This is a genomic window from Streptomyces sp. Act143 (assembly GCF_003143935.1).
In the GTDB taxonomy this organism is placed as follows: Bacteria; Actinomycetota; Actinomycetes; order Streptomycetales; family Streptomycetaceae; genus Streptomyces.
In genome coordinates, this window is sequence record NZ_QFRX01000001.1 from 3,660,661 (window position 1) to 3,687,107 (window position 26,447).

Sequence of the window (26,447 nt, forward strand, 5' to 3'; positions counted from 1 at the left end):
AGTTTCACTTTGGGGGTCTGGGGGCGACCCCCAGGATTCTTCATGTACGGCCCAACCAGGGCCGTCGTAAGTACGTACTGCTATGAAGTTGCTGCTCAGCCCGCCAGGCGGCGGCCGGCGTCCTCGATGCGGTCCGCGATGGAGCCGTTGATGACCTCGTCGCCGACCTGCACCCGGATACCGCCGAGGACCTCGGGGTCCACGTCGATGTTCAGGTGGACCTGGTGGCCGTAGAGCTTCCCGAGCGCGGCGCCCAGGCGCTGCTTCTGGGTGTCGCTCAGCGGGACCGCCGAGGTGACGACGGCGACCAGGCGGTTGCGACGGTCCGCGGCGAGCTTGGACAGGGACTCCAGTCCCGCTTCCAGGCTACGTCCCCGCGGCGCGGTCACAAGACGCGTCACCAGGCGCTCGGTGGTCGCGTGGGCACGGCCGCCGAGCAGGCTGCGCAGCAGCTCGCCCTTGGCCGAACCGGTCGCGGCGCGGTCGGTCAGCGCGGCCCGCAGCTCGGTGTTCGAGGAGACAATCCGGCCGAACCGGAACAGCTCGTCCTCCACGTCGTCGAGCGCTCCGGCCCGCTGCGCGGCCGTGAGGTCGGCGAGGTTCGCCAGCTCCTCCAGGGCGTCCACCAGGTCGCGCGACTGCGACCAGCGGGAGCGCACCATGCCGGACACGAGGTCGGCGGTCTCGCCGCCGACCTGGCCACCGAGGAGACGCTGGGCCAGCTCGGCCTTGGCCTCGCCGGCCTGCGCCGGGTCGGTCAGGACCCGACGCAGCGACACCTCGCGGTCGAGCAGCGCGGTGACGGCGGCCAGCTCTTCGGCGAGCGTGCCGGCGTTCACGGACGTGTTGTCCGTCAGCGCGTCAAGACGCTCACGTGCGGCTGCCAGGGCCTCGCGGCTCGCTCCGTTCATCGAGCCGCCTCAGCCTTCTCCTCGAGCTCGTCGAGGAAGCGGTCGATCACGCGGGACTGCCGGGCGTGGTCCTCGAGGGACTCGCCGACGAGCTTGCCGGCCAGGTCGGTGGCGAGCTTGCCGACGTCCTGGCGCAGCGCCTGCGAGGCGGCCTTGCGGTCGGCCTCGATCTGGGCGTGCCCGGCGGCGATGATCTCCTCGCGCTGCCGCTGGCCTTCCGCGCGCATCTCGGCGATGAGCGTGGCGCCCTGCTCCTGCGCCTCCTGGCGCAGCCGCGCAGCCTCGTGACGGGCCTCGGCGAGCTGGGCCTTGTACTGCTCAAGGACGCTCTGGGCCTCGGTCTGGGCGGCCTCGGCCTTCTCGATACCGCCCTCGATGGCCTCGCGCCGCTCTTCCAGAACCTTGTTGATGGTCGGGAGGAGCTTCTTGGCGAGGAAGCCGAAGACGATGACGAAAGCGATGAGGCCGATGACAACTTCCGGCCACGGCGGAACGAGGGGGTTTTCCTTGTGCCCCTCTTCAGCCGCCAGGAAAACCAGGGCGGATGTCACATCAGTGCCTTTCGTCGAAAGGGTCGGTCGTGAGAGTTCGTCTTAGTAGACGAACGGCATGACCAGACCGATGAGGGCGAGCGCCTCACAGAAGGCGAAGCCGAGGATCTGGTTGGCGCGGATCAGACCGGCGGCCTCGGGCTGGCGGGCGAGAGCCTGGGTGCCGTTACCGAAGATGATGCCGACGCCGACGCCCGGGCCGATCGCCGCGAGGCCGTAGCCGATGGAGCCGAGGTTGCCGTCGACCGCAGCGAGCATCTGGGACATGCCAGTTCTTCCTTCTCTTTACGTGACCGGTGGGGGTTGGCCACCGGATGTCTCTGGGGGTGTGGCAGGGGGCGGTGCTCAGTGGTGCTCGGCGAGCGCGCCCTGGATGAAGGTGCAGGTCAGGAGGACGAAGACGTACGCCTGCACCGCCTGGATGAAGAGCTCGAAGGCCGTCATCACGATGACCATCACGAAGGAGACGGCCGAGTAGGCGATGCCGATGCCGTTGAGCATGTACCAGCTGGCGATCGTGAAGAGCAGCAGCAGGGTGTGGCCGGCGAACATGTTCGCGAAGAGTCGCACCGCGTGTGTGAACGGGCGGACGATCAGGTTCGAGGCGAACTCGATGGTCATGGAGAGCGGGAGAACCGCGCCCAGCGACTTGTCGTAGCCGGTGAAGTTCTTGAAGGCACCCACGACGCCGTGCCGCTTGAAGGTCAGCGAGACCCACAGGACGTACACGATCAGGGCCAGGACCAGCGGGTAGGCGATGATCGACGTCACCGGGAAGGCGGCGACGGGAACGATCGACCAGAGGTTCATCATCCAGATGAAGAAGAACAGGGAGACGGCGAGCGGTACGTACTTCTCGCCTTCCTTCTTGCCGATCGTCTCGTAGACGATGCCGCGGCGTACGAAGTCGTAGCCGGCCTCGGCGACCATCTGGAGCTTGCCGGGCACGAGCTTCGGCCGGGCGAAAGCGGCCCAGAAGAAGCCCACGATGATGACGGAGCCGACAAGCGCCAGCAGCATCGGCTTGTTGAAGTAGAAGCCGTTGCCGTCCGCGTCGCCCAGGAGCGGCTCGAACAGGAACGAGTGGAGGCCCGGGGCGACCGTGTCGAAGCCACACCCGTCGAACAGGTGACAGCTCGTGTCGAAAGCGAGCGTCTGCGTCGGGTCAGCACTCACCGCGGGCTCCTTCATCGTGGCGCATAGGTACGGCAACCTCGTTGTGTCGGCGCGGCGCAGGGCCGCGGTTCGGCACGGGACTGGTGTTACGGATGTGGGGGCGGCTGGGGGGCATCTCGCCTCGCGAGTGAGATTGAGCAGGCGTCAGCTCAGATGCCCGCGCCCGCGATGCCGCAGTTGGCACCGGACGATAGCAGGACTTCTCGTGCGCCTTTATCCCGCCCCTACCCCTCACGACGAGTGCCCCGATTTTTCGGGCTTGTTACCCGAATCGGGTTCGACGTAGAGGATCTTGGACTTCATGTGGGCACGCGTCTGTGCGGCGATCCACGCGAGGGTGCCGGCGACGAGAGTCAGTGCGAAAGCCTTGGGGTTGAACAACGTCGTGTTCTTGAAAGCCGCGACGAACACGAACAGCAGCAGGATCTGAGCCGCGTAGAGCATCAGGCCCATCGCCTGGAACAAGTGCGGAAGCGATTTGGCAGTGCGCTGCAGTACGTAAAGACCGATTCCCATGAACAGGATCACGATCAGCGTCGCGACGCCCGCCCCGATCGCCCCTTTACCGCCGGCGACCACACCACTGACGACGGCGGCAATCGCGCCGACGGCAGCTGTGGGCACAGCGGCCTGGGCCAGGATCCGGACGTCGTTGGACGGCATGGCGGCAACTCCGCTTTCAACGGGGGGAAGGGGTGTCGTCATGGACGAGCGTAGTCCCGGGCTGAGAGGGAACCTCACACCAATGGACCGTCGCACTACGGTCCTTCGGCTCTATCCCGGGTTCTCGTGAACCGTATCACAAACTATTTGATGAGGTCTTTACCTGGTTGGTGTGCTTGCTGTCACACATGAGAGTGACAGTGCGCGTCTGTGCAGAAACGCAACCAACATGTCTGGTATTGGGGCGCTTTGCACCCCCAACCCACTCCCACGACTTGGCAATGCTCTAGTCAGATTCTTACCTTGCCGCGTCAGCGCGACGACTCCGCTTTCCGCCGGTCCAGAAAGCGCGAACGGGCGCCGATGGCGGTCGCCCCGTTGACGCCGGGAACGCCGACGGCGACCGGAGTGCGCTCTTCCTCCTCCGTCGCGGGAGCCAGGGGCTCGGCGGCGGGCACGGATTCCGCAACGGCCTTGCGGCGACGGCGGTAACGGGGCGGCACGAGGGCCTGCGCCCACATCGGCACCCGCGGCGTGAAGCGCGGCAGCAGCAACAGCAGCAGCCCGATCGCGGAGAGGAACACGACACCCAGCACGATCCACATGGACGCCGAGTTGACCGAGTAGGCGAGCGCGCCGAACGCGATCAGCGCCGACCAGAAGTACATGATCAGGACGGCCCGGCTGTGCGAGTGCCCGATCTCCAGCAGCCGGTGGTGCAGATGCCCGCGGTCGGCGGCGAACGGCGACTGACCGCGCCAGGTGCGGCGCACGATGGCGAGCACCAGGTCGGCGGCCGGGATCGCGATGATGGTCAGCGGCAGCAGCAGCGGGATGTAGACCGGCACCGTCTGGTGCACGGCCGCCTTCTCGGACCCGGCGAACAGCTTCAGCGCGTCCGGGTCGACCTGCCCCGTGATGGAGATCGCGCCCGCGGCCAGCACCAGCCCGATCAGCATCGAGCCCGAGTCGCCCATGAAGATCCGCGCGGGGTGCATGTTGTGCGGCAGGAAGCCCAGGCACATGCCCATCAGGATCGCCGAGAACAGCGTCGCCGGGGCGGCGGCCTCGATGCCGTACGACACCCACACGCGGTAGGCGTAGAGGAAGAACGCGGCCGACGCGATGCACACCATTCCCGCGGCGAGGCCGTCTAGGCCGTCCACGAAGTTGACGGCGTTGATGGTGATGACGACCAGCGCCACCGTCAGCAGGGTGCCCTGCCACTGGGTCAGCGCGACCGAGCCGACGCCCGGGATCGGCAGCCACAGGATCGTCAGACCCTGCATGACCATCACGCCGGCGGCGATCATCTGCCCGCCGAGCTTGATCAGGGCGTCGATCTCGAACTTGTCGTCCAGCACGCCGATCAGCCAGATCAGGGCGGCGCCGGAGAGCAGCGCCCGCGGCTCGTTGGACTGGGAGAAGACCCCGTTGAGGTTGGTGAGGTGATCGGCGACCAGGAGCCCGGCGCACAGGCCGAAGAACATGGCGATACCGCCGAGCCGCGGAGTCGGTTCCCGGTGCACGTCACGGGCCCTGATCTCCGGCATCGCTCCGGCCACGATCGCGAACTTCCGCACCGGCCCTGTCAGCAGATACGTCACCGCGGCCGTGATGCAGAGCGTCAGCAGGTATTCACGCACGGGCTTCCCCACAGGTCTCGCTGGCCATCTCAGCCCCACACCCTAGCGACGGACGCATATGGTTGGGGACTTCCGGGTAGCGACGATGGTTGCACGTGTGGCTGTGCACCCGGGTGTCAACCAGGTGTACGACGGGATCGACGGGGGTGCGCCTACCCCGTATCAGGCCGGATACGGCGGAAATCTGCCCGCCAGCTCCCGCACTTCTTCACGGGCCTTCAGCCCCTCGGTCTCCCCGCGCAGCACCCCCGCGAGCAGGGCGGCGATGCCCGCCATCTCCTCCTCCCCCATGCCCTGCGTGGTCACGGCGGCGGTCCCCAGCCGCAGGCCACGGGCGTCCCCGTGCGGCAGCACACAGCAGTCGAGGACCATCCCGGCCGCCGCCAGCCGCCCCCGCGCCGTGCGCCCGTCGACGCCGAGCGGCGCCGGGTCGACGGTGAGCAGATGGGTGTCCGTGCCGCCGGTGGTGACGACACACCCCTCGGCGGCCAGGCCCGCCGCGAGAACCCTCGCATTGGCGACCACCTGATGGGCGTACGCGGTGAACGCCGGTGTTGCCGCCTCGCCGAACGCGACGGCCTTGGCGGCGATGGTGTGCATCTGCGCACCGCCCTGGGTGAACGGGAAGACGGCCCGGTCGACCCGCTCGGCCAGTTCCGCACCGCACAGGATCATCCCGCCGCGGGGCCCGCGCAGCACCTTGTGCGTCGTCGCGCACACGACATCGGCGTACGGCACCGGACTGGGCGCCGCTCCCCCGGCGACGAGCCCGATGGGGTGGGCGGCGTCGGCGATCAGATAGGCGCCCACCTCGTCGGCGACCTCGCGGAAGAAGGCGTAGTCGATGTGGCGGGGGTAGGCGATGGACCCGCACACGACGGCCTTGGGCCGGTGATTGCGGGCGAGGGTCCGCACCTGCTCGTGATCGATGAGCCCGGTCTCGGCGTCCACCCCGTACCCGACGAAGTCGAACCAGCGGCCGGAGAAGTTCGCCGGCGACCCGTGCGTGAGGTGCCCGCCGTACGGCAGCCCGAGGGCGAGGACGGTGTCACCGGGCCGCAGCAGGGCGGCGTACGCGGCGAGTACGGCCGACGACCCCGAATGGGACTGCACGTTCGCGTGCTCGGCCCCGAACAGCGCCTTCGCCCGGTCCACGGCCAGCCGCTCGGCGACGTCCACGATCTCGCAGCCGCCGTGATGCCGGGCGCCCGGGTAGCCCTCGGCGTACTTGTTGGCCAGCGGCGAGCCCAGGGCGGCCAGCACGGCCGGCGAGGTGAAGTTCTCGGCCGCGATGAGCTGCAGCGACGTCGACTGCCGCTGGAGCTCACCGAGCAGGATCTCGGCCAGCTCGGGATCCTGCCGCCGCAGGACGTCGGCGGTCTCGGGCGCATGGGTGACCGACATGGTGGACTCCGGGGCGTCGACGATGACGTACGACCAATGTAGGCCCGGTGCTCCCGAGGTGCTCGGCCGTTACGCCCTCGCGGGTACCCCCGTCAGCGCCGTCACCACCGGATCCAGCGCCTGATGTATCTCGTCCCCCACCGACCGGAAGAACCCCAGCGGCGCCCCGTACGGGTCGTACACCTCGTCCGCCTCCGCCGTCGGCGCCAGCAACCACCCCCGCAGCGCCGCCGCCGCCCGCACCAGCGCGCGGGCACGGTCGACCACGCCGTCCTCCAGGGGGGGCAGCGTGGTCGGGTCTATCGCGCGGACCAGGCGGGTGAACTCCTTCAGGGTGAAGGTGCGCAGGCCCGCCGAGTGGCCCATGGAGATGACCTGGGCGCGGTGGTCGCGGGTGGCCGTCAGGACCAGGTCGGCCATGATGACGTGCTCGTCGAGGAGTTCGCGGCCGGTGAAGCCGGAGGCGTCCGCGCCGAAGTCGGCCAGGACCGTCTCCGCGTTGGCCTCCATGGGCGCGCCCTCATGGCCCCAGGTGCCGGCGCTCTCCACGACGAGGCCGCCCCACAGCGGGTCGCCGAGCCGGTTCGCGAGGGCATGCCGGGTCAGCCGCTCGGTGATCGGCGAGCGGCACACGTTGCCGGTGCTGACGTGGAGGATGCGGAAGGAGTCACGCGGGAGACCGGTGAAGGTCCGCGTCTCTTCCATGTCCCATATGCCACGCCCCGCGTCAGGGGCCGTCAATTCGCCACCTCGAGGTCGGGTACGACCTTCCTGAGCTCCTCCGCGGAGATCGCGCCCGCGCGGAGCAGGACGGGCACCTCGCGCGTCACGTCGACGATCGACGACGGGACGTTGCCGGGGGTCGGGCCGCCGTCCAGGTAGACGGAGACGGAGTCGCCGAGCATCCCCTGCGCCGCGTCACAGTCCTCGGGGGCGGGGTGGCCGGTGAGGTTCGCCGAGGAGACCGCCATCGGGCCCACCTCGGTGAGCAGTTCGATCGCCACCGGGTGCAGGGGCATGCGGACCGCGACCGTGCCCCTCGTGTCACCCAGGTCCCACTGCAGCGACGGCTGGTGCTTGGCGACGAGCGTGAGCGCGCCCGGCCAGAACGCGTCGACCAGTTCCCAGGCCAGCTCGGAGAAGTCCGTGACGAGGCCGTGCAGGGTGTTCGGGGAGCCGATGAGGACGGGCGTGGGCATGTTCCGGCCGCGGCCCTTGGCCTCCAGCAGATCGGCGACGGCCTCCGAGGAGAACGCGTCGGCGCCGATGCCGTACACCGTGTCGGTCGGGAGGACGACCAGCTCGCCACGGCGGACGGCGGACGCGGCCTCGCGCAGACCGGTCGAGCGGTCGGTCGCGTCGTTGGTGTCGTATCGCCGTGCCATATCTAGCGGGCCTCCTCGTACACGTACTGCTGGCTGAGAGTCTTGGGGGTGGTCACGGCAGCGCCTTGCGGGCCGTCGCGAACCGGGGGCGGTTGTTGAGGTCGGGGTGGTCGGCCGCGTCGGCCCAGCCCCGTTCCTCGGTGAAGATCCACGGCACCTGGCCGCCCTGGGTGTCGGCGTGCTCGATGACGACGACGCCGCCGGGGCGGAGCAGCCGGTGCGCGGTGCGTTCCAGGCCGCGGATGAGATCGAGGCCGTCCTCGCCCGAGAACAGGGCGAGTTCGGGATCGTAGTCCCGCGCCTCGGGAGCGACGTACTCCCACTCGGTCAGCGGGATGTAGGGCGGGTTGGAGATGACCAGGTCGACCTGGCCGTCGAGGTCCGGGAAGGCGTCCAGGGCGTTGCCCTGGCGCAGGTCGACCCTGGACCCCTCCATGTTCTTGCGCGTCCATCGCAGGGCGTCCTCGGACAGCTCCACGGCGTGCACGCGGGAACGCGGGACCTCCTGGGCGAGGGCGAGCGCGATGGCGCCGGAGCCGGTGCACAGGTCGACGATGCAGGGCTCGACGACGTCCATGGCGCGTACGGCGTCTATCGCCCACCCGACCACGGACTCGGTCTCGGGCCGGGGCACGAAGACGCCCGGGCCGACCTGGAGCTCCAGGTACCGGAAGAACGCCCGCCCCGTGATGTGCTGGAGCGGCTCGCGCTGCTCACGGCGGGCGATGACCTCCCAGTAGCGGGCGTCGAAGTCCGCGTCCTTCACGGAGTGCAGCTCGCCCCGCTTCACGCCGTGCACGAACGCGGCGAGCTCCTCCGCGTCGTTGCGCGGCGAGGGCACGCCGGCGTCGGCCAGCCGCTGGGTGGCTTGAGCTACCTCAGCGAGCAGCAGACTGCGGGGGTTTGGGGGTCGCCCCCCAAATGATTGCTGCACGCAAGTCCTCCGTGTCGTACTCGGTCGTGCGTAGGTCCCTCTTACGCGGCCGCCAGCTTCGCCGCCGAGTCCGCGTCGACACAGGCCTGGATCACCGCGTCGAGGTCGCCGTCCAGGACCTGGTCCAAGTTGTACGCCTTGAACCCGACGCGGTGGTCCGAGATGCGGTTCTCCGGGAAGTTGTACGTACGGATCTTCTCGGAGCGGTCGACGGTACGGACCTGGCTGCGGCGGGCGTCGGCGGCTTCCCGCTCCGCCTCCTCCTGCGCCGCGGCGAGCAGCCTGGAGCGCAGGATACGCAAGGCCTGCTCCTTGTTCTGAAGCTGGCTCTTCTCGTTCTGGCAGGAAGCGACGACTCCGGTGGGAATGTGCGTGATGCGCACGGCGGAGTCCGTGGTGTTGACGGACTGTCCGCCGGGGCCGGAGGAGCGGTACACGTCGATGCGGAGGTCGTTGGGGTTGATCTCGACGTCGACCTCCTCGGCCTCGGGGGTCACCAGGACGCCCGCCGCGGAGGTATGGATACGGCCCTGGGACTCGGTCGCCGGGACGCGCTGTACGCGGTGCACGCCGCCCTCGTACTTCAGGCGGGCCCAGACGCCCTGGCCGGGCTCGGTGGCGCCCTGGCCGCCCTTGGTCTTCACGGCGACCTGGACGTCCTTGTAGCCGCCCAGCTCGGACTCGGTGGCGTCGATGATCTCGGTCTTCCAGCCGACGCGCTCGGCGTAGCGCAGGTACATCCGCAGCAGGTCGCCGGCGAACAGGGCCGACTCGTCACCGCCGGCGCCCGCCTTGATCTCCAGGATGACGTCCTTGTCGTCACTCGGGTCGCGGGGGACCAGCAGCAGCCGCAGCTTCTCGGTGAGCGCCTCGCGCTGCTCGGCGAGCTCCTTGACCTCGGCGGCGAAGTCCGGGTCGTCGGCGGCGAGTTCGCGTGCGGTCTCGATGTCGTCGCCGGTCTGCTTCCAGGAGCGGTACGTGGCGACGATCGGGGTGAGCTCGGCGTAGCGCTTGTTCAGCTTGCGCGCGTTGGCCTGGTCGGAGTGGACCGACGGGTCGGCGAGCTTCTTCTCCAGGTCGGCGTGCTCAGTGACCAGTTCCTCGACGGCCTCGAACATCTCAGGGCTCCTGTACTGCGGATGAAAAGGGGAAGGCGGGCGACCAAAAACGCCGGTCCCGGCGCGCTCCGAGGAGCGCGACCGCGGACCGGCGCTGGTGGCTCGCTACTTCTTGGCAGCAGCCTTGCCGAAGCGGGCCTCGAAGCGGGCCACACGGCCACCGGTGTCGAGGATCTTCTGCTTGCCCGTGTAGAACGGGTGGCACTCGGAGCAGACCTCGGCACGGATGGTGCCGCTCTCGATCGTGCTACGGGTGGTGAACGACGCGCCACAGGTGCAGCTGACCTGCGTCTCGACGTACTCGGGGTGGATGTCGCGCTTCAAGGTGTCTCCTAGTTTCGGGAGGGCACCGGGTCGCACCCGCGGGCTGCGGGGGCGTGAACCGGGGCCGACGTACCAGTCTGCCAGGACTGGCCGCATCCCCCAAAACGGGGGGTGGTGGTGATCTATTCCCAGCGGTGCGGCAGAGCGGCTAGGACGCCGTCACGACGCCTTCCGCCTGGCCCGTGGCCGTGCCCTTGGTCGCGCTCTTCGGGATCGCCCGGTCGTCCTCCAGGGCCTTCCAGACCACCTTGGCCTTCGCCTCGTCCACGAGGACGCGGTTGGCGTTCGCGGGGTCGTACTGGACCGGCATGGTGACCATGGTCATGTTCTTGGAGCTGATGCCCTTGAGTCCGTTGGCGAACGACATCAGCTTGTTGACCGAGCCCAGGTCGGAGTCGGCCGTCACGGCCTTGGTGGCGGTGTCGGCGAGGTCGTACAGCTTCTTCGGGTTGCCGAAGACGTCGACGTGCTTGATCTGGTCGATCAGCGCCTTGATGAACGCCTGCTGGAGCTGGATGCGGCCGAGGTCGGAGCCGTCGCCCACGCCGTGCCGGGTGCGGACCAGGCCGAGGGCCTGCTTGCCGGTGAGGGTGTGCGTGCCGGCCTTGAGGTCGAGGTGGCTCTCGCGGTCGGAGATGTCCTTGGTGGTGGTCACCTGGACGCCGCCGAGATCGTCGATGAGCTTCTGGAAGCCGGAGAAGTCGACCTCCAGGTAGTGGTCCATGCGGATGCCGGTGAGCGACTCGACGGTCTTGACGGCACAGGCGGCGCCGCCCGTGGAGTACGCGGAGTTGAACATCACCATCGACGCGGCGTCGTGCTCGTTCCCGTCGGTGTCGGTGCACTCGGGGCGGTCGATGAGGGTGTCGCGGGGGATGGAGACCACGCTGGCCTTCTTGTGGCCCTCGTAGACGTGCACGATCATCGCCGTGTCCGAGCGGGCGCTGCCGTCGTCGGCGCCGCCGCCGAGCTTCTTGTTCGAGCCGGAGCGGGTGTCCGAGCCGAGGACCAGGATGTTCTCGGAGCCGTTGTCGACCTTGGTCGGCCGGTCGGTGCCGAGGGCCTGGTCGATGTCGACGCTCTTGATGTTGCCGTTGAGCTTGAAGTACAGGTAGCCGGCCCCGGTGCCGCCCAGCACGACGACGCCCGCGGCGGTCCAGGCCGCGATCTTCAGGCCCTTGTGCCCGCTTCGGGTCTTGCGGCGGCGGCCCTTGGCGCGGTGGCGCGGGCCCGTGGTGCCGGACTCTCCCGGTATGCCGGGCTCCGGCGTGCTCTCGGCGGCCATGTTCTCCTCGTTCTCGTCGGGTCGGTTACCCCCTGCTTTCAGGGTCAGACGTGGTCGCGAACGACCCGGACCTCACCATGGTCGCCCCGACGGGTCAGACGGGGAAACCGGGGAAAGGGTTGCACAACGCACTGTGCCCATCCGGTGGACGGATGGGCACAGTGCGTAGTCGAGGAGTCGGGGTGTACCCGGCTCACCTGCGATTTCAGCCGAAGATGTCGTACTGCTTGAAATCGGTACCGACCGAGATCCTTGTGGCAAAGATCTCGCTGGTGGCCTTGCCGGTGCCCTTGTACAGGTACAGGGTGCCGCCGGGCGTACGGGCCAGGAAGTCGGCCTTGCCGTCACCGGTGATGTCGCCGATGGCGTCGAAGGCGTTGTACGTGGTGTTGCTCCAGGTGCGGACCTTCACGCGGGCGGAGAAGGGGCTGGAGGCGTTGCCGGTGCCCTTGTAGAGGTAGAGGGCGCCGGTGCTGCGGTTGCGGGCGATGAGGTCGGCCTTGCCGTCACCGTTGAAGTCGCCCTTGCCGCGCACCATGTTGTACGCGTTCCAGCCTGTGCCCGTGCCGATCTGCTTGCGGGCCGCGAAGGTGCCGTCGCCGTTGCTCGGGTAGAGCCACGCCTTGCCGGCGGAGTCCACGGAGACCAGGTCCGGCTTGTAGTCGCCGGTGAGGTCGCCGGGGGCGATGATGCGCGTGCGGGTCTTCCAGTTGTCGAAGATCTTCTTGCGGGTGAATTCGCCCGTCGACCACACGTAACGGTCCCAGTAGACGGCACCGGTGGAGCTGTTGCGGTAGATGAAGTCCTGGACGCTGTCGCGGTTCAGGTCGGTCTGGACGACGACGTTGTAGGAGCCCCAGTAGCCGAGGGCCTGCCGGGCTCCGAAGGAGGTTCCCTTGGAGTCCTTCTCGTAGCCCGTCTTCGTGGACGCGTTGCGCACGAACAGGTCGGCCTTGTTGTCCGTGTAGCTCAAGTTGGCGTCGTCGACCTGCGCGTAAGCGGCGCCGAGGTAGGTGCTGACCTTCGAGAAGACGCTGTACGCGCCCTTCTCGACGCAGTCCGTGACGCCCCAGGAGACGACACCCACGATGCGGCCGTTCACGACCAGCGGGCCACCGGAGTCACCGTTGCAGGCGGACGTCGTGCCCGCGTCGCTGCCGGTGGCGGGGTTGCCCGCGCAGACCATGTGCCCCTTGACGAAGTCGGCACCGTAATAGTTCGCGCAGGTGGTGTCCGACTGGATCGGCAGCGTGGCCGTCTTGAGGGTGTCGGAGATGTCCTGCGTGGTGGAGCTGGTACGGCCCCAGCCGTAGAGCTTCGCGCTCGTCCCGGCCTTGTACGAGGTGGTGTCGGTGGACGTCGTCATGCGGATCGGCGTCGCCTTGACCGGCTGGTTCAGGGTGACGACGGCGATGTCGTTGTCGATGGTCCGCGCACTGTACGAGGGGTGGCTCCACTGGCGCACCGCGCCGGTGACCGTGCCGTTGGTGTTGCCGTTCGCGTCCGGCAGCGTCGTGGTGCCGGTGACGATCGCGCCGTACTTGGCCCAGTTGTAGCCCTTGACGCAGTGCGCGGCGGTGAGGATCTTCGTCGGCGAGACGACGGCGCCGCCGCAGAAGAAGTACACGTCGTTGGTCGAGTCCTGGTAGAAGAGCTGGGCCATCCAGGGCGCCGAGGTGATGGTCGTGGTGGTGCCACCGATGATCTTCGCGTCGACCGTGCCGCTGCTGGTGCTGGAACTCAGCGAGGACTTCGAGGTCGTCTGCCCGGCGATGTCACCACCGGCCAGACCCCCCGCGACCCTGGCCTGGAGCTCGGCCTGCGACACCGTGGTGAGAGCGGGCGTCCTGAGCGCCGGCTCGGAGGCGGTGGCCGCCCCGGCCGACGTCATCATGAGCGCGGCCGCGACGGCGCCCGCGACACCGGCCGCGGCGACCGGCAGCCCGATCCGTATACGGCGTCTGTGGCGGCCTCCGGACATGGGTGTACCCACGCAAGTCCCCCCTCGGGATCAGAAGTTCAGGCGGTCGAATCAGTGACCGAAGAGCGCGATCGTACACCGGTCCCACACACCGCGAAGGGCCACCCCTGCACCAGGGGTGGCCCTTCGCTGAAGACTTGCGAAGACTGATGTCAGTCGCCGTTGCCAGGGGTCGGCGTGGTCTTCTGGATCTGCATCAGGAACTCGACGTTCGACTTCGTCTGCTTCATCTTGTCGAGGAGCAGCTCGATGGCCTGCTGCTGGTCGAGCGCGTGCAGCACGCGACGCAGCTTCCAGACGACCGCCAGCTCCTCGTTGCCGAGCAGGATCTCTTCCTTGCGGGTGCCGGACGCGTCCACGTCCACCGCCGGGAAGATGCGCTTGTCGGCGAGCTTCCGGTCGAGCTTGAGCTCCATGTTGCCGGTGCCCTTGAACTCCTCGAAGATCACCTCGTCCATGCGGGACCCGGTGTCCACCAGGGCGGTGGCGAGGATGGTCAGCGAGCCGCCGTCCTCGATGTTGCGGGCCGCACCGAAGAAGCGCTTCGGCGGGTACAGGGCGGTCGAGTCGACACCACCGGACAGGATGCGGCCGGAGGCGGGCGCCGCGAGGTTGTACGCACGGCCCAGACGCGTGATCGAGTCGAGCAGCACGACCACGTCGTGGCCCAGCTCCACCAGGCGCTTGGCACGCTCGATGGCCAGCTCGGCGACCGTGGTGTGGTCCTCGGCCGGGCGGTCGAAGGTCGAGGAGATGACCTCGCCCTTGACCGACCGCTGCATGTCGGTGACCTCTTCCGGACGCTCGTCGACCAGGACGACCATCAGGTGGCACTCGGGGTTGTTGTGCGTGATCGCGTTGGCGATCGCCTGCATGATCATGGTCTTGCCGGTCTTCGGCGGGGCCACGATCAGACCGCGCTGGCCCTTACCGATGGGCGAGACGAGGTCGATGATGCGGGTGGTGAGAACGCCGGGGTCCGTCTCCAGGCGGAGGCGGTCCTGCGGGTACAGCGGGGTCAGCTTGTTGAACTCCGGGCGGCCACGGCCGTGTTCGGGCGCCATGCCGTTGACGGAGTCCAGACGCACCAGCGCGTTGAACTTCTCGCGCCGCTCGCCTTCCTTGGGCTGGCGGACCGCACCGGTGATGTGGTCGCCCTTGCGCAGGCCGTTCTTGCGGACCTGGGCGAGCGAGACGTACACGTCGTTCGGCCCGGGCAGGTAGCCCGACGTACGGATGAAGGCGTAGTTGTCGAGGATGTCCAGGATGCCCGCGACGGGGATCAGGACGTCGTCCTCGGCGAGCTGCGGCTCGGCCGCGCCCATGTCGTCACGGCCACGACGGCCACGGCGGTCCCGGTAACGGCCCCGACGGCCACGGCGGCCGCCCTCGAAGTCGTCGTCGTCCTGCGGGCCCGCGTTGCGGTCCTGACGGCCGCCGCCCTGCTGCTGGTTCTGCTGCTGGCCGCGCTGGCCGCCGCCCTGCTGGTCGTCGCCCTTGCCGCGGCGGTCGCGGTCACGGCCGCCACGGTCACGGTCCTGACGGTCGCCCCGGTCACGGCGGTCACGACGGCCCTGGCGGCCCTCGGCGTCACCGGCGTCGCCCTGCGCCTGCTGGGGCGCCGGCGTCTCGGCCTTCGGCTCGCTCTTCGCCTCGGCGGCCACCGTCTCCGGGCTGCCGGCCTCGGCCGTGGCACGGCGACGGCGGCGCTCCACCGGGGCGTCGTCGGAGGCCGGCTGGCCGGGGATCTCGATCTGCTGCTGGGCCACGGCCTTCTCGGCGGCGGCCTCGGCCTTCGCGTCCGCCTTCTTCTCGGCGGTCTCGCCGGTACGGGCCTTGGAGGTGGCGCGGCGCTTGGGCTTGGTCTCGGTGGCGTCGCCCGCGGCGGTCGCGGCCTTCGCGGCCGGGGCGGCGCCGCCTCCGGCCTGCGCCTCCTTGATGACCTCGATCAGCTGGCTCTTGCGCATGCGCGCGGTGCCCCTGATGCCGAGGCCGGATGCGACCTGCTGCAGCTCGGCCAGCACCATGCCCTCGAGGCCGGTACCGCGGCGCCGCCGGGAGCCGGCACCGGTGGCAGGCGCGGAGGCGTCCGTGGCGGGCGCGGCAGCGGTCTCCTCGACACGTGCGCCCATCAGATCGGTGGTGTCGCTCACGAAGGGTCCTTCCCTGGAGCGGACGTCGGCCTGTCTGGCTCGGCGACCGGTTGTGCTGTCCGACGTCGGTCCCATCCTTGTGGACCGTGCCGGGGCGGTGGTCCGCCTGGGCGGCGGAGGAATCTGGTGATGGCGCTTCCCGGAGCAGTGACACCGACTGGCTGTGTCACACGGCTCGGTCGCACCGGTTCCGGAGCGTGCCCGGCAAGTCGCTCAGTGCTCGCGTACTACGTACTGCCCGCGTACGTCGTACGAAACACAGTGCGGCTTGGGAGGCTCCCGGAAGAATGTCTGTCCCGGACGGGGACGTGAAGCACCTCGCCATGGTGGGGTCGGGTGCAGACTTGAGGTTAACACTACCGGATCCAACAAACATTCCCCCTCTCGAAATCCGGCAACCGAACGTTTTCAGATGTCACTGGCGGGTGCGAGCGGCAATACGCTCGCGCCCTGGGCATCGAGTTCGAGCCGGTTGGCGGCCCATCCCTCGCCCGCCAGATGGGCGACCTTGTCGGCGCTGGCCTCGTCGACCAGCGCGAGAACGGTGGGTCCGGCGCCGGAAATCACCGCCGGAACTCCGTCCGCCCTCAAGCGCTCCACGAGCGCGGCACTCTCCGGCATGGCCGGAGCCCGGTATTCCTGGTGCAGTCGGTCCTCGGTGGCGGGCAGCAGCAGTTCGGGGCTGCGGGTGAGGGCCTCGACGAGCAGAGCGGCGCGGCCGGCGTTGGCGGCGGCGTCGACGTGCGGCACGGTGCGCGGGAGGAGACCGCGCGCGGTCTCCGTCAGAACCGGCTTCCCCGGCACGAAAACCACCGGAACGATGGAATCGGCGGGGTCGAGCCTGATGGCCCGGGCGGCACCGGCCTCCATCCAGGCGATCGTGAAGCCGCCGAGCAGACACGGCGCCACGTTGTCGGGGTGGCCCTCGATCTCGGTCGCGAGCTCCAGGAGCGCGGCGTCGTCGAGCTTGGACTCGCCGCCTATGGTCACGGCACGCGCGGCGACGATGCCGGCGCAGATGGCGGCGGAGGAGGAGCCGAGGCCGCGGCCGTGCGGGATGCGGTTGGCGCACACGATCTCCAGGCCGCGCGGCTGTCCGCCGAGCAGGTCGAAGGCGGTGCGCAGGGACCGTACGAGCAGGTGCTTCTCGTCGCGCGGGAGGGTCTCGCTGCCCTCACCCGCGATGTCGATGTGCAGCCCTGAGTCGGCCACCCGGACGACGACGTCGTCGTAGAGCCCCAGCGACAGGCCGAGGGCGTCGAAGCCCGGGCCGAGATTGGCGCTGGTGGCGGGGACGCGCACCCGGACGGCGGCGGCGCGGAACGCTGGACCGGCCATCGCTCGATGACTCTCCTTGAGCTGCGTGATTGTCGAAGACATTCGATACGTACGTGGAGACCCCGCGGGCCGCGGAGATGACGCGGCTCCCGGCCATGCGCACGGGCATATGCGGCGGGCGGGTTCGGTACAGCCTATCGAAGGAAGGTTCTGTGGCGACATAGGGCGCACAGGAGGCGCACGATGCGTGTCGTAAGCCCCCTGTGCACCCCCTGCAGGGATGTCGCCGGCCGCGGTTGGCTACGCCAGACCGAGGCGCTCGGCAGCCGTCGCCGCGTCGACCGGGACGGTGACGGGCTGCGGGGCGCCCGCGACGGCCCAGTCGGGGTCCTTCAGGCCGTTGCCGGTGACGGTGCACACGATGGTCTGGCCCGGGTCGACCAGACCCTGCTCGGCGGCCTTCAGCAGACCGGCCACGGACGCGGCCGAGGCGGGCTCCACGAAGACGCCCTCCTGGGCGGCCAACAGGCGGTAGGCGCGCAGGATCTCACGGTCCGTCACCTCGTCGATGAGGCCGCCGGACTCGTCCCGCGCGGCGAGCGCGTACTGCCAGGACGCCGGGTTGCCGATGCGGATCGCGGTGGCGATGGTCGACGGGTCCTTCACGACCTCGCCGCGCACGATCGGGGCGCTGCCGGACGCCTGGAAGCCCCACATCCGGGGCGTCCTGGCGGCGACGCCGTCGGCGGCGTACTCCTTGTACCCCTTCCAGTACGCGGTGATGTTGCCCGCGTTGCCGACCGGGAGGACGTGGATGTCGGGGGCGTCGCCGAGCATGTCCACGATCTCGAAGGCGGCGGTCTTCTGGCCCTCGATGCGGACCGGGTTGACCGAATTGACCAGCGCCACGGGGTAGTTCTCGCTGAGCGAGCGGGCGAGGGTGAGGCAGTCGTCGAAGTTGCCGTCGACCTGGAGGATCTTGGCGCCGTGGACGAGGGCCTGGCCCATCTTGCCGAGCGCGATCTTGCCCTGCGGCACGAGAACGGCCGAAACCATGCCGGCGCGGACCGCGTAGGCGGCGGCGGAGGCGGAGGTGTTGCCGGTGGAGGCGCAGATGACCGCCTTGGCGCCCTCCTCCTTGGCCTTGGAGATGGCCATGGTCATGCCGCGGTCCTTGAAGGACCCCGTCGGGTTCGCGCCCTCGACCTTGAGGTGGACCTCGCAGCCCGTGCGCTCGGAGAGCACCTGCGCGGGCACGAGGGGCGTGCCGCCCTCGCGGAGCGTCACGACCGGCGTGGTGGCGGAGACCGGCAGCCTGTCCCGGTACTCCTCGATGATTCCGCGCCACTGGTGGGTCATTGCTGGTTACTCTCCTTCAACCCGCATGATGCTGGCGACACCGCGCACGGTGTCGAGCTTGCGCAGCGCCTCGACGGTCCCGCCCAGGGCGGCGTCCGAGGCCCGGTGGGTGACGACGACGAGGGAGGCCTCGCCGTCCTTGCCCGTCTGGCGAACCGTATCGATGGACACGCCGTGCTCGGCGAACACGGTGGCCACCTGGGCGAGAACGCCCGGTTTGTCCGCCACGTCGAGGCTGATGTGGTACCGCGTGACGACCTCGCCCATGCCCGAGACGGGAAGGGCCGCGTACGCGGACTCGCCGGGACCGGTCGCGCCGTTGAGCCGGTTGCGGCAGACGGCGACGAGGTCGCCGAGGACTGCGGAGGCGGTCGGGGCGCCACCCGCGCCGGGACCGTAGAACATGAGCTGCCCGGCCGCGTCGGACTCGACGAAGACGGCGTTGTAGGCCCCGCGCACGGAGGCCAGCGGGTGGGTGAGCGGAATCATGGCCGGATGCACGCGCGCGGTGACGGACCCACCGTCCTCGGCGCGCTCGCAGATGGCGAGCAGCTTGATGGTGCAGCCCATGTTCTTCGCGGAGGCGAAGTCGGCGGCGGTGACCTCGGTCATGCCCTCGCGGTAGACGTCGTCGAGCCGCACGCGCGTGTGGAAGGCGATACCGGCGAGGATCGCGGCCTTGGCGGCGGCGTCGAAGCCTTCGACGTCGGCGGTGGGGTCGGCCTCCGCGTACCCGAGGGCGGTGGCCTCGTCCAGAGCCTCCTGGTAACCGGCCCCCGTGCTGTCCATCTTGTCGAGGATGAAGTTGGTGGTGCCGTTGACGATGCCGAGCACCCGGTTGACCTTGTCGCCGGCGAGGGACTCGCGCAGCGGGCGGATCAGCGGGATGGCGCCGGCGACGGCGGCCTCGTAGTAGAGGTCGGCGTCGTGCTCCTCCGCCGCCGCGTGCAGGGCGGCGCCGTCCTGGGCGAGGAGGGCCTTGTTGGCGGAGACGACGGACGCGCCGTGCTCGAAGGCGGTGGTGATGAGGGTGCGGGCCGGCTCGATACCGCCGATGACCTCGACGATGACGTCGATGTCCCCGCGTTTGACGAGGGCGGTGGCGTCGGTGGTGACGAGGGCCGGGTCGATGCCCTCGCGGACCTTGGACGGGCGGCGCACCGCGACCCCCGCCAGCTCGACGGGGGCACCGATGCGCGCGGCGAGGTCGTCGGCGTGCGTCGTCATGATGCGCGCCACCTCTGAGCCGACCACTCCACAGCCCAGCAGCGCCACCTTCAGCGGACGCGTACGCATCATCCGACCTCGTTTCCTCATACCGTCTACGGTTGGTCCAGTCTCACTCACCGGACGGGAGTTTCTACCCTTCGTCCGGATCGTGAGACATCTATTTCATTTGTACGGGGGCGGATGACAGGAGATCTTCCGCCCGCCGCTCCTTTCGGCCTTCTCAGCGTGTCGGCGTGTTCAGCCGACGTCGAGACGCAGGAGGTCCTCCTCCGTCTCCCGCCGGACGATGACCCGCGACGCACCGTCGCTCACGGCGACGACCGGCGGGCGCAGGACGTGGTTGTAGTTGCTCGCCATGGACCGGCAGTACGCACCCGTCGCCGGTACGGCGATCAGGTCGCCCGGCGCGATGTCGGCGGGCAGGAACGCGTCCTTGACCACGATGTCCCCGCTCTCGCAGTGCTTGCCGACGACCCGCGCGAGCATCGGCGCGGCGTCGGAGACGCGGGAGACCAGGGCGACGCTGTACTCGGCGTCGTAGAGCGCGGTGCGGATGTTGTCGGACATGCCGCCGTCGACGGAGACGTAGGTGCGCAGCCCGTCGAGGGGCTTGATGGTGCCGACCTCGTAGAGGGTGAAGGCGGTGGGGCCGACGATGGCGCGTCCCGGCTCGACGGAGATACGAGGAGTCCGCAGCCGGGCGGCCTCGCACTCCCGCGTCACGATCTCGGTGAGCGCCTTGGCGATCTCGTGGGGCTCGCGGGGATCGTCGTCGGAGGTGTAGGCGATACCCAGACCGCCGCCGAGGTCGATCTCGGGAAGCTCGATGCCGTGCTCGTCCCGGATGTCCTTGAGGAGCCCGACGACCCGGTGGGCGGCGACCTCGAACCCGGACATGTCGAAGATCTGCGAGCCGATGTGGCTGTGAATGCCGATGACTTCGAGCGAGTCGAGCTGGAGCGCACGACGCACGGCCTCGGCGGCCTGTCCGCCGGCCAGCGGGATGCCGAACTTCTGGTCCTCGTGGGCGGTGGCGATGAACTCGTGGGTGTGTGCCTCGACACCCACCGTGATCCGGATCTGCACGCGCTGCCGCTTGCCGAGTTCCTGCGCGATGTGGGCGACGCGGACGATCTCCTGGAAGGAGTCGAGGACGATCCGCCCGACACCTTCGGTGATCGCCCGGCGGATCTCGTCCTTGGACTTGTTGTTGCCGTGGAAGGCGATGCGGTCGGCGGGCATGCCGGCGGAGAGGGCGGTGGCGAGCTCACCGCCGGAGCACACGTCGAGGTTGAGCCCTTCTTCGTGCAGCCAGCGCACCACGGCACGGCTCAGGAAGGCCTTACCGGCGTAGAAGACGTCGGCGTCGTGCCCGAAGGCGGTGCGCCAGGCGCGGGCGCGGGCGCGGAAGTCGGCCTCGTCGAGGATGTAGGCGGGGGTGCCGTGCTCCTCGGCGAGCCGGGTGGCGGTGATGCCGCCGACGGTGAGGACACCGTCCTCGTTGCGCGTGACCGTCTGGGCCCAGACCTTGGGGTCGAGGGTGTTGAGGTCGGCGGGCGGCGCGGAGTAGTGGCCCTCGGGGAGGACGTCGGCGTGACGGGGCCCGGCGGGGTGGGCGGAACGGCTCATGGCTCTTGGTGGGCTTTCTCAGAGATGTTCGGGGGCGTCGATGCCGAGCAGGGACAGGCCGCCGGCCAGCACCGTCCCGGCGGCTTCGGCGAGGGCGAGCCGGGCACGGTGGGCGGCCGAGGGTTTCTCGTCGCCGCGCGGCAGCACGTCGGGCAGAAGGGCGAGCGCGGCATCGGCGACGGTGACAAGGTGCCGGGCGAGGCGGTCGGGGGCACGGTGGGCCGCCGCCTGGGCGAGCACCCGCGGGTGGTCGGCGAGCAGCGGGATGACGCTGTGCCGTACGTCGCCGGGTTCGGCGGTGAAGCCCAGGTCGGCGGCGTTGCGGGTGAGGGCCCGGGTGCGGGCGTGGGCGTAGCGGACACGGAAGAGAGGGTTGCTCTCGCGCTGGACGAGGTGCTCGTCGGTGATCCGGGGCCGGTCGTGGGCGGCGGGGTGGAGCAGAGCCCAGCGGGCGGCGTCGCGGCCGAGGGGGGTGGGGTCGGCGGGGGCGGGCACGGGCCGTACGTCGACCTTGAGGGGCGCGGGTGATCCGGGAGTGCCGTACACATCGACCCGCGCGCCGAGAACGCGCTCCCACTCCGGGTCGGGCATGCCTTCGCAGCTGGTGCGGACGAGGATGCCCTGGGACCTGGCGATGCGGGCGGCGGCGTCCATGACGACGACGGCACGGACCTCGCGGGCGCCGTGGGGTTGCCAGAGCTGCCCGGCCGGGTCGGCGAACCCGTGGCGGAGCCCGCGGCGCAGGATCTCCTCGACGAGTGCGGCGGACCCTCTGTCACGCAGGCTGATGTTGAGGAATCCGGGCCCGGTGACGACGACGTCGCCGATGCCGGGGCTGTCGAGCAGGCGGGTCCGAAGGATCTCGGCGACCTTCGCGGCCGGCTGCCCTGCGGGCCGGGCGAGCTGGAGGGCGATGTTGGTGGCGTAGTCACCGCAGCCGCCGGGCCCGGGGGGCGCGACGACGGCCCGTCCCGGCACGGACACGCTCAGCTCTCCGCCGTCGACAGCGCGACGGACCGCGCGCAGCACGGTGCGGGAGAGCTCGACGGGGGTCACGGGACAAGCGTATGGGAGGAGGGGGGTGGGTAGGCGAGTCGGTTTATCCGAAGGTCCGGGATGTGGACGCCCGTGGACAGCGGTTCCGCACGCCGGGGCCTCAGCCGCCGGCCCGCCCGGCGCGCTCGGCCTCACCGGCGCCGAGGACGCTGTCGAAGACCGCACCCTCTCCCCCGTCCGGCGTGGCACCGCGCCTGCGTTCCATCAACTGCCGTACGACCCCTACGAGTTCGGTGGGCTCGAAGGGCTTGGCGAGGAAGGCGTCGACGCCGACGTCGAGGCCGCTCTCGATCTCGTACTGCGTGCAGGCGCTGACGATGGCGAGAGGGAGATCGCGCGTACGGGGATCGGACCTGAGCCGAGCGGCGGTCCGAAGCCCGTCGAGCCGCGGCATCACCACATCAAGGGTCACCACGTCGGGCCCCACCTGATGAACGACATCCAGACACTCGGCACCATCGGCCGCGGTCACGACCTCGAAACCCTCCAGTTCGAGATTGACCCTGATCAGCTGCCGGATGACCTTGTTGTCGTCCACAACAAGCACCCGACCCGACGCGCCTGGCACAACTCGAGAGTAGGTCCGGACCGGCCACCGCGTCCGGGTTTTCCCGACTTCCACCCCTACCGGGGGCCACGGGCGGAGTCCGACCACTGGAAATACCTGTTCATGAAGACCCCATCGAAGCTGGTAGGGTTCTACCCGTCGCCGCGCACAGCGCAGCGGACGCCCGCGTAGCTCAGGGGATAGAGCAACGGTCTCCGGAACCGTGTGCGCAGGTTCGAATCCTGCCGTGGGCACTTGCCGGTCAGAGACTCTCAACCAGGGTCTGACCAGGGCATACGCCGAGAGAAGAGGGCGGGAGTCAGTCTCACTGACTCCCGCCCTCTCTCGTTGCCTCTCAGTGTTCCCGACACACCTCCGACACAGTCGTCAAGCCGTGTCGCGCCCCCCGCTCCCGGAGCTCTCAGGCTCCCAACCCATGGTCTTCTCGATCTTCCTGTTGTTCTCCTCCTCGCTGTTGTCGACGCAGCCCGCGTAGTGGCGGTCGATGACCTCTGGAGAGGTGCCCGCGCGGCGGGCCACCTCCGCTACGGGGAGGCCCGAGCGGAGCCAGTCTGTGATGCACGTGGCGCGGCCGTCGTAGGGCTTCCGAGCCAGCGGCGACGCGTACTTGTACGGCGGGAAGGCGTATTGCCGAGCCTCCTGCCAGACACGCCAGTAGCTGGACGTGCCGACCAGGCCGCCCCGCTCGTTCTGGAACAGCCGGCCGTCCGCCGCCGTGCCGAACTCCTTCACGTGCGCTCGGAGCATCGCCACCAGGACTGGCGGAATCGGCACGGGCCGGTCTGCGGCGGGGTCCCGCATCTTGAGGCCACGCTTGTCATGCCGCTCGCCGGAATCGGTCCACTTCTTACCGGACACGGGGCGCGTTTCCCGGAGGGTGAGCACGCCCCACCCCTTCTCCGGCAAGTGGCAGTTCTCCAGCTTCAGCCCCACGACTTCAGCCGGGCGCATTGCGGCGTAGAGGATGCAGCCGAAGAAGGCAACGAGACGTCTCCCCCGGTTTCGGTGCACCGACCCCACATAGGAAACGGCCGTCAAGAACTCCCGCCCCTGCGCTGCGTTCATGAGGACGCGCGGGTCGATAGGGCCGCTGGCAGCAGTGGACGGCCGTTCCAACCCGGCGATCGGGTTCTCTTTGAGATACCCCTTCTGGACTGCGTACGCCATGGCCATGTTGAACCCACGGCGACGACGCTTGTAGGTGTCCTTTGCCGCCAACTTGCCGTCGAGCTTGTAGACGAGCCGGTAGTGGACGTCTTCCGCGACGCTGGAGTTTGTGAGAGCCGAGAGCGGTAGGGAGTTCTCCCGCAGCCACGTGCAGACCTTTTCCAGGTCCGGCGGCGGCTCCTCTTTCACGTGAGCTGGCACGATGGCCCACCTCACGGCCCGCCGCACGGCGCGCAGTTCGGGAACATCCGCGCCCTCTCCCATCATGCCCAGGGCCGCCGATGCAAGGCTGTCCGCGTACCCTTCCCGCGTCTTCGCCGCGGCGGTGCGCCAACGACGTTGCATGAACTCACGCGAGAATTCCCACCATGTGGGGTCCAACTTCGCCTCGGCCTTTGCCGCTTCGGCCGCTTCCTCCTGTCGCACTTCCGACTCGGGCAGACCCGATTCGATCTCGAATGGCTCGCCGCGCCGGTTCATCGCGTGCAGCAGCTCATTGCGTCGGCTCTCGGCGAGCGGGAGCGTGGCGAATGTGTCGCCCCATACTCGACCAGCCACCACCCAACGAACTCTCCATGGGCGGGACTTGCGGCCGGTCTTGGCGATTTTCCAGAGCTTGACATCAAAGGTGTAGCCCGGCCGGGCAGACCCACGAGGGCGCCCGGCCGGGGTGTCGTTCTCAGTGCTCACGCAGCGTCCTCCCGCTCCGCAAGCCAACGCTCATACTCGGATCGGCGAATGCGTACGTCCCCGTTCGGCAGCTTGATCGAGCGGGGGCCTTTCCCGAGTTGGCGCCACCGGTAGAAGGTCGCGGGGGCTACCTTGAGGTCCGCGAGGACCTCCTTGATGGTCAACTTCTCGTCCCCAGCGCGGGCGCTCATGCCGCACTCCTCTGTTCCGTTTTCGGCGTTGGGAGGGCCGTTTCACCCCTCTTGGGAATCCGCAACATCCGCCACGCCGCAACATTGCTGGTCAGCGGCTTGAATCTGTGGCGGATGCCGTTTGTGTTGCGGATAGCTGCCGCCACGCAGGTGCGCGGCGGCAGCTATCGGGCGCGGCTGGTCAGCCAGCGATGCGAAGTTGGCGTGTGTCGGTTTCCGCGTGCATGTGGCGGCTGGCGGAGGGGGCTTCCGCCACAACTTCACCCCCGTTGACCTGCGTTGTTGCGGATGTGGCGGACGTTGCGGACTTCTGGGAGTCCGGGGGGCAGTAGCGGTTCCAGGCGTCTTGGAGGTCTTCCGCGTAGTAGCCCTTGGGGGTGGTGGCGCCGACTCGGATGCCGCGGGGCTTGATGGGGCTGTTGTCGGGGCGCACGTACTGGCTCAGGAGCTTGGACAGGGCGCGTGCGGTGAGCGGTTTGATGCCTTGCCCGTCCTCGCTCATGTCGGCCCACGGGGCGTCGTCCAGGTTGAGGAGGACTTCGAGGATGGCCGCGGTGGGCATCCGGTCCACGCCGCAGAACACCTTGTCGCGCAGGTCGGTCAGCAGCCGCACCCCCAGCGATGCCTGGTCGCCCTCGGATGCGGCCTTGATGAGCGCCACGCAGGCAGCGCGGGCCCGCTCGGGCCAGTGCCCGCCGGCCGCGTCCGCCACGGCGAGCAGGGGTTCCCACACATCCGCGGGCCGGTCGGTGACGCCCTCGGGCATCTGCGGCCATGCTCCGGCGACCTGGTCGTGCAGGGGTGCCGTCCACTCCGCGAGCCGGTCGCGCAGGGCGTGGCCCTGCTTTTCGTGGATGCGCCGCCGGTAGGGCTCGCACTTTTCGTTGGGTGCCTTCTTGCGCATGCGGATGATGACGGAGCGGGTCAGGATCGTGTCCGGGAGGGAGCCGAGTCCGGCCATCGCGACCGCGCAGAACGACGGCAGGAACGCCGCCTTCTGGTCCGAACCCTCCCCGACGCAGCGCAGGGACTTCGCGCCGCGCCGGTAGCCGGAGTTGAGGAACCCGCGGACTTCCTCGTTCCCGCCGGCCTTGGGCCCGAACACCGTATCGATCTCGTCGAAGAGCAGCGTGGGCGTGCCCTCATCCGCCGACACGAGCCGGAACAGGGCGTTGGCGGAGGCGTTGACGGTGGTTGCCGCGCGCGGGGTCAGGGTCTCGATGATCTCCAGCGCCCGGGACTTCCCCGACCCCGGTTCGGGGCTGAGGAAGGCGATGCGGGCGGTGCCGTCGAGGGCGTCCATCAGGTGCGCGTGCGCGTCCCACAACGTGACGGCGACATAGGCGTGCTCGGTGGGGAAGACGTTGAAGCGCCGGTGGAACGCTTCGACCTCATCGAGCAGGACCGCGCCGTCGATGGGCGGTGCGGGCGGGTTGGTGCTGGTCATGCGGCGTTCCTCCTTTCGTGTGCGGGGGTGGTGCGGTGGGGGCAGTGGCCGACGCGGACGCGGGTGGTCAGTTCGATGACCGCCGCCTTGCCGCGGGCGCGTTCGTGGTGGCCGCAGGCGCACAGCCAGTCCGCGACGGGCGGGTGGGTGAACTGGACCTGCAAGCCGGGCGAGATGCCGGTGATGACGACCGTGTCGGTGTCGTCGGGGGGAAGGGCTGAAAGGACGGCCTGACGGCCGTCGTCCTTCGTGCCACGGCCCCCGTCCGGGACACCGGCCATCAGGCGCGAACCCTCCAACG

General features: G+C 69.4%; 25 protein-coding genes and 1 tRNA gene. 1 reads left to right on the forward strand and 25 read right to left on the reverse strand.

Annotated features, from left to right (window positions below):
* Window positions 1-95: 95 nt before the first annotated feature.
* From DI272_RS16190 to DI272_RS16290, 21 genes are all read right to left on the reverse strand, one after another.
* A complete protein-coding gene (locus DI272_RS16190; protein ID WP_109496057.1) occupies window positions 96-911 on the reverse strand; it encodes a F0F1 ATP synthase subunit delta in 816 nt (271 codons plus the stop codon).
* A complete protein-coding gene (locus DI272_RS16195; RefSeq protein ID WP_109496058.1) occupies window positions 908-1,462 on the reverse strand; it encodes a F0F1 ATP synthase subunit B in 555 nt (184 codons plus the stop codon). Before DI272_RS16195 ends, DI272_RS16190 begins: the two co-directional genes overlap by 4 nt.
* 42 nt (window positions 1,463-1,504) lie before the next feature.
* Window positions 1,505-1,729, reverse strand: coding sequence for an ATP synthase F0 subunit C (atpE, locus tag DI272_RS16200; RefSeq protein ID WP_030860414.1), 225 nt, complete (start codon window positions 1,727-1,729; stop codon window positions 1,505-1,507).
* A 78-nt stretch (window positions 1,730-1,807) separates the two neighbouring features.
* Entirely contained in the window at window positions 1,808-2,653 is an 846-nt protein-coding gene (gene atpB, locus DI272_RS16205) for a F0F1 ATP synthase subunit A (protein WP_181387203.1), read from the reverse strand.
* 216 nt (window positions 2,654-2,869) lie between these two features.
* Window positions 2,870-3,301 (reverse strand): hypothetical protein, encoded by a 432-nt coding sequence (locus DI272_RS16210; RefSeq protein WP_109496059.1) that lies wholly within the window; start codon window positions 3,299-3,301, stop codon window positions 2,870-2,872.
* A 311-nt stretch (window positions 3,302-3,612) separates the two neighbouring features.
* Window positions 3,613-4,947 (reverse strand): MraY family glycosyltransferase, encoded by a 1,335-nt coding sequence (locus DI272_RS16215; RefSeq protein WP_109496060.1) that lies wholly within the window; start codon window positions 4,945-4,947, stop codon window positions 3,613-3,615.
* 162 nt (window positions 4,948-5,109) lie between these two features.
* On the reverse strand, window positions 5,110-6,351 hold the full coding sequence (gene glyA / locus DI272_RS16220; RefSeq protein ID WP_109496061.1) for a serine hydroxymethyltransferase: 1,242 nt from the start codon (window positions 6,349-6,351) through the stop codon (window positions 5,110-5,112).
* Between the two features lie 69 nt (window positions 6,352-6,420).
* Window positions 6,421-7,092 carry a protein-tyrosine-phosphatase gene (locus tag DI272_RS16225; RefSeq protein ID WP_109496062.1) on the reverse strand — a complete coding sequence of 224 codons (672 nt, stop codon included), beginning with the start codon at window positions 7,090-7,092 and terminating at the stop codon, window positions 6,421-6,423.
* On the reverse strand, window positions 7,089-7,736 hold the full coding sequence (locus tag DI272_RS16230; RefSeq protein WP_109496063.1) for an L-threonylcarbamoyladenylate synthase: 648 nt from the start codon (window positions 7,734-7,736) through the stop codon (window positions 7,089-7,091). The genes DI272_RS16225 and DI272_RS16230 overlap by 4 nt, the downstream gene beginning before the upstream one ends.
* Window positions 7,737-7,788: 52 nt before the next feature.
* Window positions 7,789-8,628: a peptide chain release factor N(5)-glutamine methyltransferase gene (gene prmC, locus DI272_RS16235; RefSeq protein WP_109500864.1), complete on the reverse strand. Its 840-nt coding sequence runs from the start codon at window positions 8,626-8,628 to the stop codon at window positions 7,789-7,791.
* 83 nt (window positions 8,629-8,711) lie between these two features.
* Complete coding sequence (prfA, locus tag DI272_RS16240; protein ID WP_109496064.1) at window positions 8,712-9,788, reverse strand: peptide chain release factor 1; 1,077 nt, start codon at window positions 9,786-9,788, stop codon at window positions 8,712-8,714.
* A 105-nt stretch (window positions 9,789-9,893) separates the two neighbouring features.
* Window positions 9,894-10,112 (reverse strand): 50S ribosomal protein L31, encoded by a 219-nt coding sequence (gene rpmE, locus DI272_RS16245; RefSeq protein WP_079311057.1) that lies wholly within the window; start codon window positions 10,110-10,112, stop codon window positions 9,894-9,896.
* 148 nt (window positions 10,113-10,260) lie between these two features.
* The gene (locus DI272_RS16250; RefSeq protein ID WP_109496065.1) at window positions 10,261-11,397 is read right to left on the reverse strand and encodes an LCP family protein; all 1,137 of its coding nucleotides are present in this window, start codon (window positions 11,395-11,397) and stop codon (window positions 10,261-10,263) included.
* A gap of 205 nt (window positions 11,398-11,602) precedes the next feature.
* Window positions 11,603-13,378, reverse strand: a complete 1,776-nt coding sequence (locus DI272_RS16255) for a trypsin-like serine protease (RefSeq protein WP_109496066.1) — start codon at window positions 13,376-13,378, stop codon at window positions 11,603-11,605.
* A gap of 152 nt (window positions 13,379-13,530) precedes the next feature.
* The gene (gene rho / locus DI272_RS16260) at window positions 13,531-15,531 is read right to left on the reverse strand and encodes a transcription termination factor Rho (protein ID WP_109496067.1); all 2,001 of its coding nucleotides are present in this window, start codon (window positions 15,529-15,531) and stop codon (window positions 13,531-13,533) included.
* A 408-nt stretch (window positions 15,532-15,939) separates the two neighbouring features.
* Window positions 15,940-16,869, reverse strand: a complete 930-nt coding sequence (thrB, locus tag DI272_RS16265; protein WP_109496068.1) for a homoserine kinase — start codon at window positions 16,867-16,869, stop codon at window positions 15,940-15,942.
* Window positions 16,870-17,109: 240 nt separating this feature from the next.
* Entirely contained in the window at window positions 17,110-18,168 is a 1,059-nt protein-coding gene (thrC, locus tag DI272_RS16270; RefSeq protein WP_109496069.1) for a threonine synthase, read from the reverse strand.
* Between the two features lie 6 nt (window positions 18,169-18,174).
* The gene (locus DI272_RS16275; RefSeq protein ID WP_181387204.1) at window positions 18,175-19,467 is read right to left on the reverse strand and encodes a homoserine dehydrogenase; all 1,293 of its coding nucleotides are present in this window, start codon (window positions 19,465-19,467) and stop codon (window positions 18,175-18,177) included.
* A 168-nt stretch (window positions 19,468-19,635) separates the two neighbouring features.
* On the reverse strand, window positions 19,636-21,027 hold the full coding sequence (lysA, locus tag DI272_RS16280; protein WP_109496070.1) for a diaminopimelate decarboxylase: 1,392 nt from the start codon (window positions 21,025-21,027) through the stop codon (window positions 19,636-19,638).
* Between the two features lie 18 nt (window positions 21,028-21,045).
* A complete protein-coding gene (gene nrtL, locus DI272_RS16285; protein WP_109496071.1) occupies window positions 21,046-22,083 on the reverse strand; it encodes an ArgS-related anticodon-binding protein NrtL in 1,038 nt (345 codons plus the stop codon).
* A 100-nt stretch (window positions 22,084-22,183) separates the two neighbouring features.
* Complete coding sequence (locus DI272_RS16290) at window positions 22,184-22,630, reverse strand: response regulator (protein WP_375138043.1); 447 nt, start codon at window positions 22,628-22,630, stop codon at window positions 22,184-22,186.
* Between the two features lie 182 nt (window positions 22,631-22,812).
* Here DI272_RS16290 and DI272_RS16295 point away from each other — a divergent pair.
* Window positions 22,813-22,884: transfer RNA gene (locus DI272_RS16295), tRNA-Arg, on the forward strand.
* Between the two features lie 133 nt (window positions 22,885-23,017).
* On the opposite strand, the gene DI272_RS16300 is transcribed toward DI272_RS16295, so the two are convergent.
* The 4 genes from DI272_RS16300 to DI272_RS16315 form a co-directional block, all read right to left on the reverse strand.
* Complete coding sequence (locus tag DI272_RS16300; protein ID WP_181387205.1) at window positions 23,018-24,508, reverse strand: site-specific integrase; 1,491 nt, start codon at window positions 24,506-24,508, stop codon at window positions 23,018-23,020.
* Window positions 24,505-24,699 carry an AlpA family transcriptional regulator gene (locus DI272_RS16305; RefSeq protein ID WP_109496072.1) on the reverse strand — a complete coding sequence of 65 codons (195 nt, stop codon included), beginning with the start codon at window positions 24,697-24,699 and terminating at the stop codon, window positions 24,505-24,507. The genes DI272_RS16300 and DI272_RS16305 overlap by 4 nt, the downstream gene beginning before the upstream one ends.
* Before the next feature lie 181 nt (window positions 24,700-24,880).
* Complete coding sequence (locus DI272_RS16310) at window positions 24,881-26,146, reverse strand: DUF3631 domain-containing protein (RefSeq protein WP_109496073.1); 1,266 nt, start codon at window positions 26,144-26,146, stop codon at window positions 24,881-24,883.
* Window positions 26,143-26,427, reverse strand: a complete 285-nt coding sequence (locus DI272_RS16315) for a hypothetical protein (protein ID WP_109496074.1) — start codon at window positions 26,425-26,427, stop codon at window positions 26,143-26,145. The genes DI272_RS16310 and DI272_RS16315 overlap by 4 nt, the downstream gene beginning before the upstream one ends.
* Window positions 26,428-26,447 lie beyond the last annotated feature (20 nt).

Coding starts and splice junctions, on each gene's coding strand:
- DI272_RS16315 (WP_109496074.1), bottom strand. CDS start 26,427: ATGGCCGGTGTCCCGGACGGGGGCCGTGGCACGAAGGACGACGGCCGT.
- DI272_RS16250 (WP_109496065.1), bottom strand. CDS start 11,397: ATGGCCGCCGAGAGCACGCCGGAGCCCGGCATACCGGGAGAGTCCGGC.
- DI272_RS16230 (WP_109496063.1), bottom strand. CDS start 7,736: ATGGCACGGCGATACGACACCAACGACGCGACCGACCGCTCGACCGGT.
- prfA (WP_109496064.1), bottom strand. CDS start 9,788: ATGTTCGAGGCCGTCGAGGAACTGGTCACTGAGCACGCCGACCTGGAG.
- DI272_RS16255 (WP_109496066.1), bottom strand. CDS start 13,378: ATGTCCGGAGGCCGCCACAGACGCCGTATACGGATCGGGCTGCCGGTC.
- DI272_RS16310 (WP_109496073.1), bottom strand. CDS start 26,146: ATGACCAGCACCAACCCGCCCGCACCGCCCATCGACGGCGCGGTCCTG.
- thrC (WP_109496069.1), bottom strand. CDS start 18,168: ATGACCCACCAGTGGCGCGGAATCATCGAGGAGTACCGGGACAGGCTG.
- glyA (WP_109496061.1), bottom strand. CDS start 6,351: ATGTCGGTCACCCATGCGCCCGAGACCGCCGACGTCCTGCGGCGGCAG.
- DI272_RS16190 (WP_109496057.1), bottom strand. CDS start 911: ATGAACGGAGCGAGCCGCGAGGCCCTGGCAGCCGCACGTGAGCGTCTT.
- DI272_RS16305 (WP_109496072.1), bottom strand. CDS start 24,699: ATGAGCGCCCGCGCTGGGGACGAGAAGTTGACCATCAAGGAGGTCCTC.
- atpE (WP_030860414.1), bottom strand. CDS start 1,729: ATGTCCCAGATGCTCGCTGCGGTCGACGGCAACCTCGGCTCCATCGGC.
- atpB (WP_181387203.1), bottom strand. CDS start 2,653: ATGAAGGAGCCCGCGGTGAGTGCTGACCCGACGCAGACGCTCGCTTTC.
- DI272_RS16275 (WP_181387204.1), bottom strand. CDS start 19,467: ATGATGCGTACGCGTCCGCTGAAGGTGGCGCTGCTGGGCTGTGGAGTG.
- lysA (WP_109496070.1), bottom strand. CDS start 21,027: ATGAGCCGTTCCGCCCACCCCGCCGGGCCCCGTCACGCCGACGTCCTC.
- DI272_RS16210 (WP_109496059.1), bottom strand. CDS start 3,301: ATGCCGTCCAACGACGTCCGGATCCTGGCCCAGGCCGCTGTGCCCACA.
- thrB (WP_109496068.1), bottom strand. CDS start 16,869: ATGGCCGGTCCAGCGTTCCGCGCCGCCGCCGTCCGGGTGCGCGTCCCC.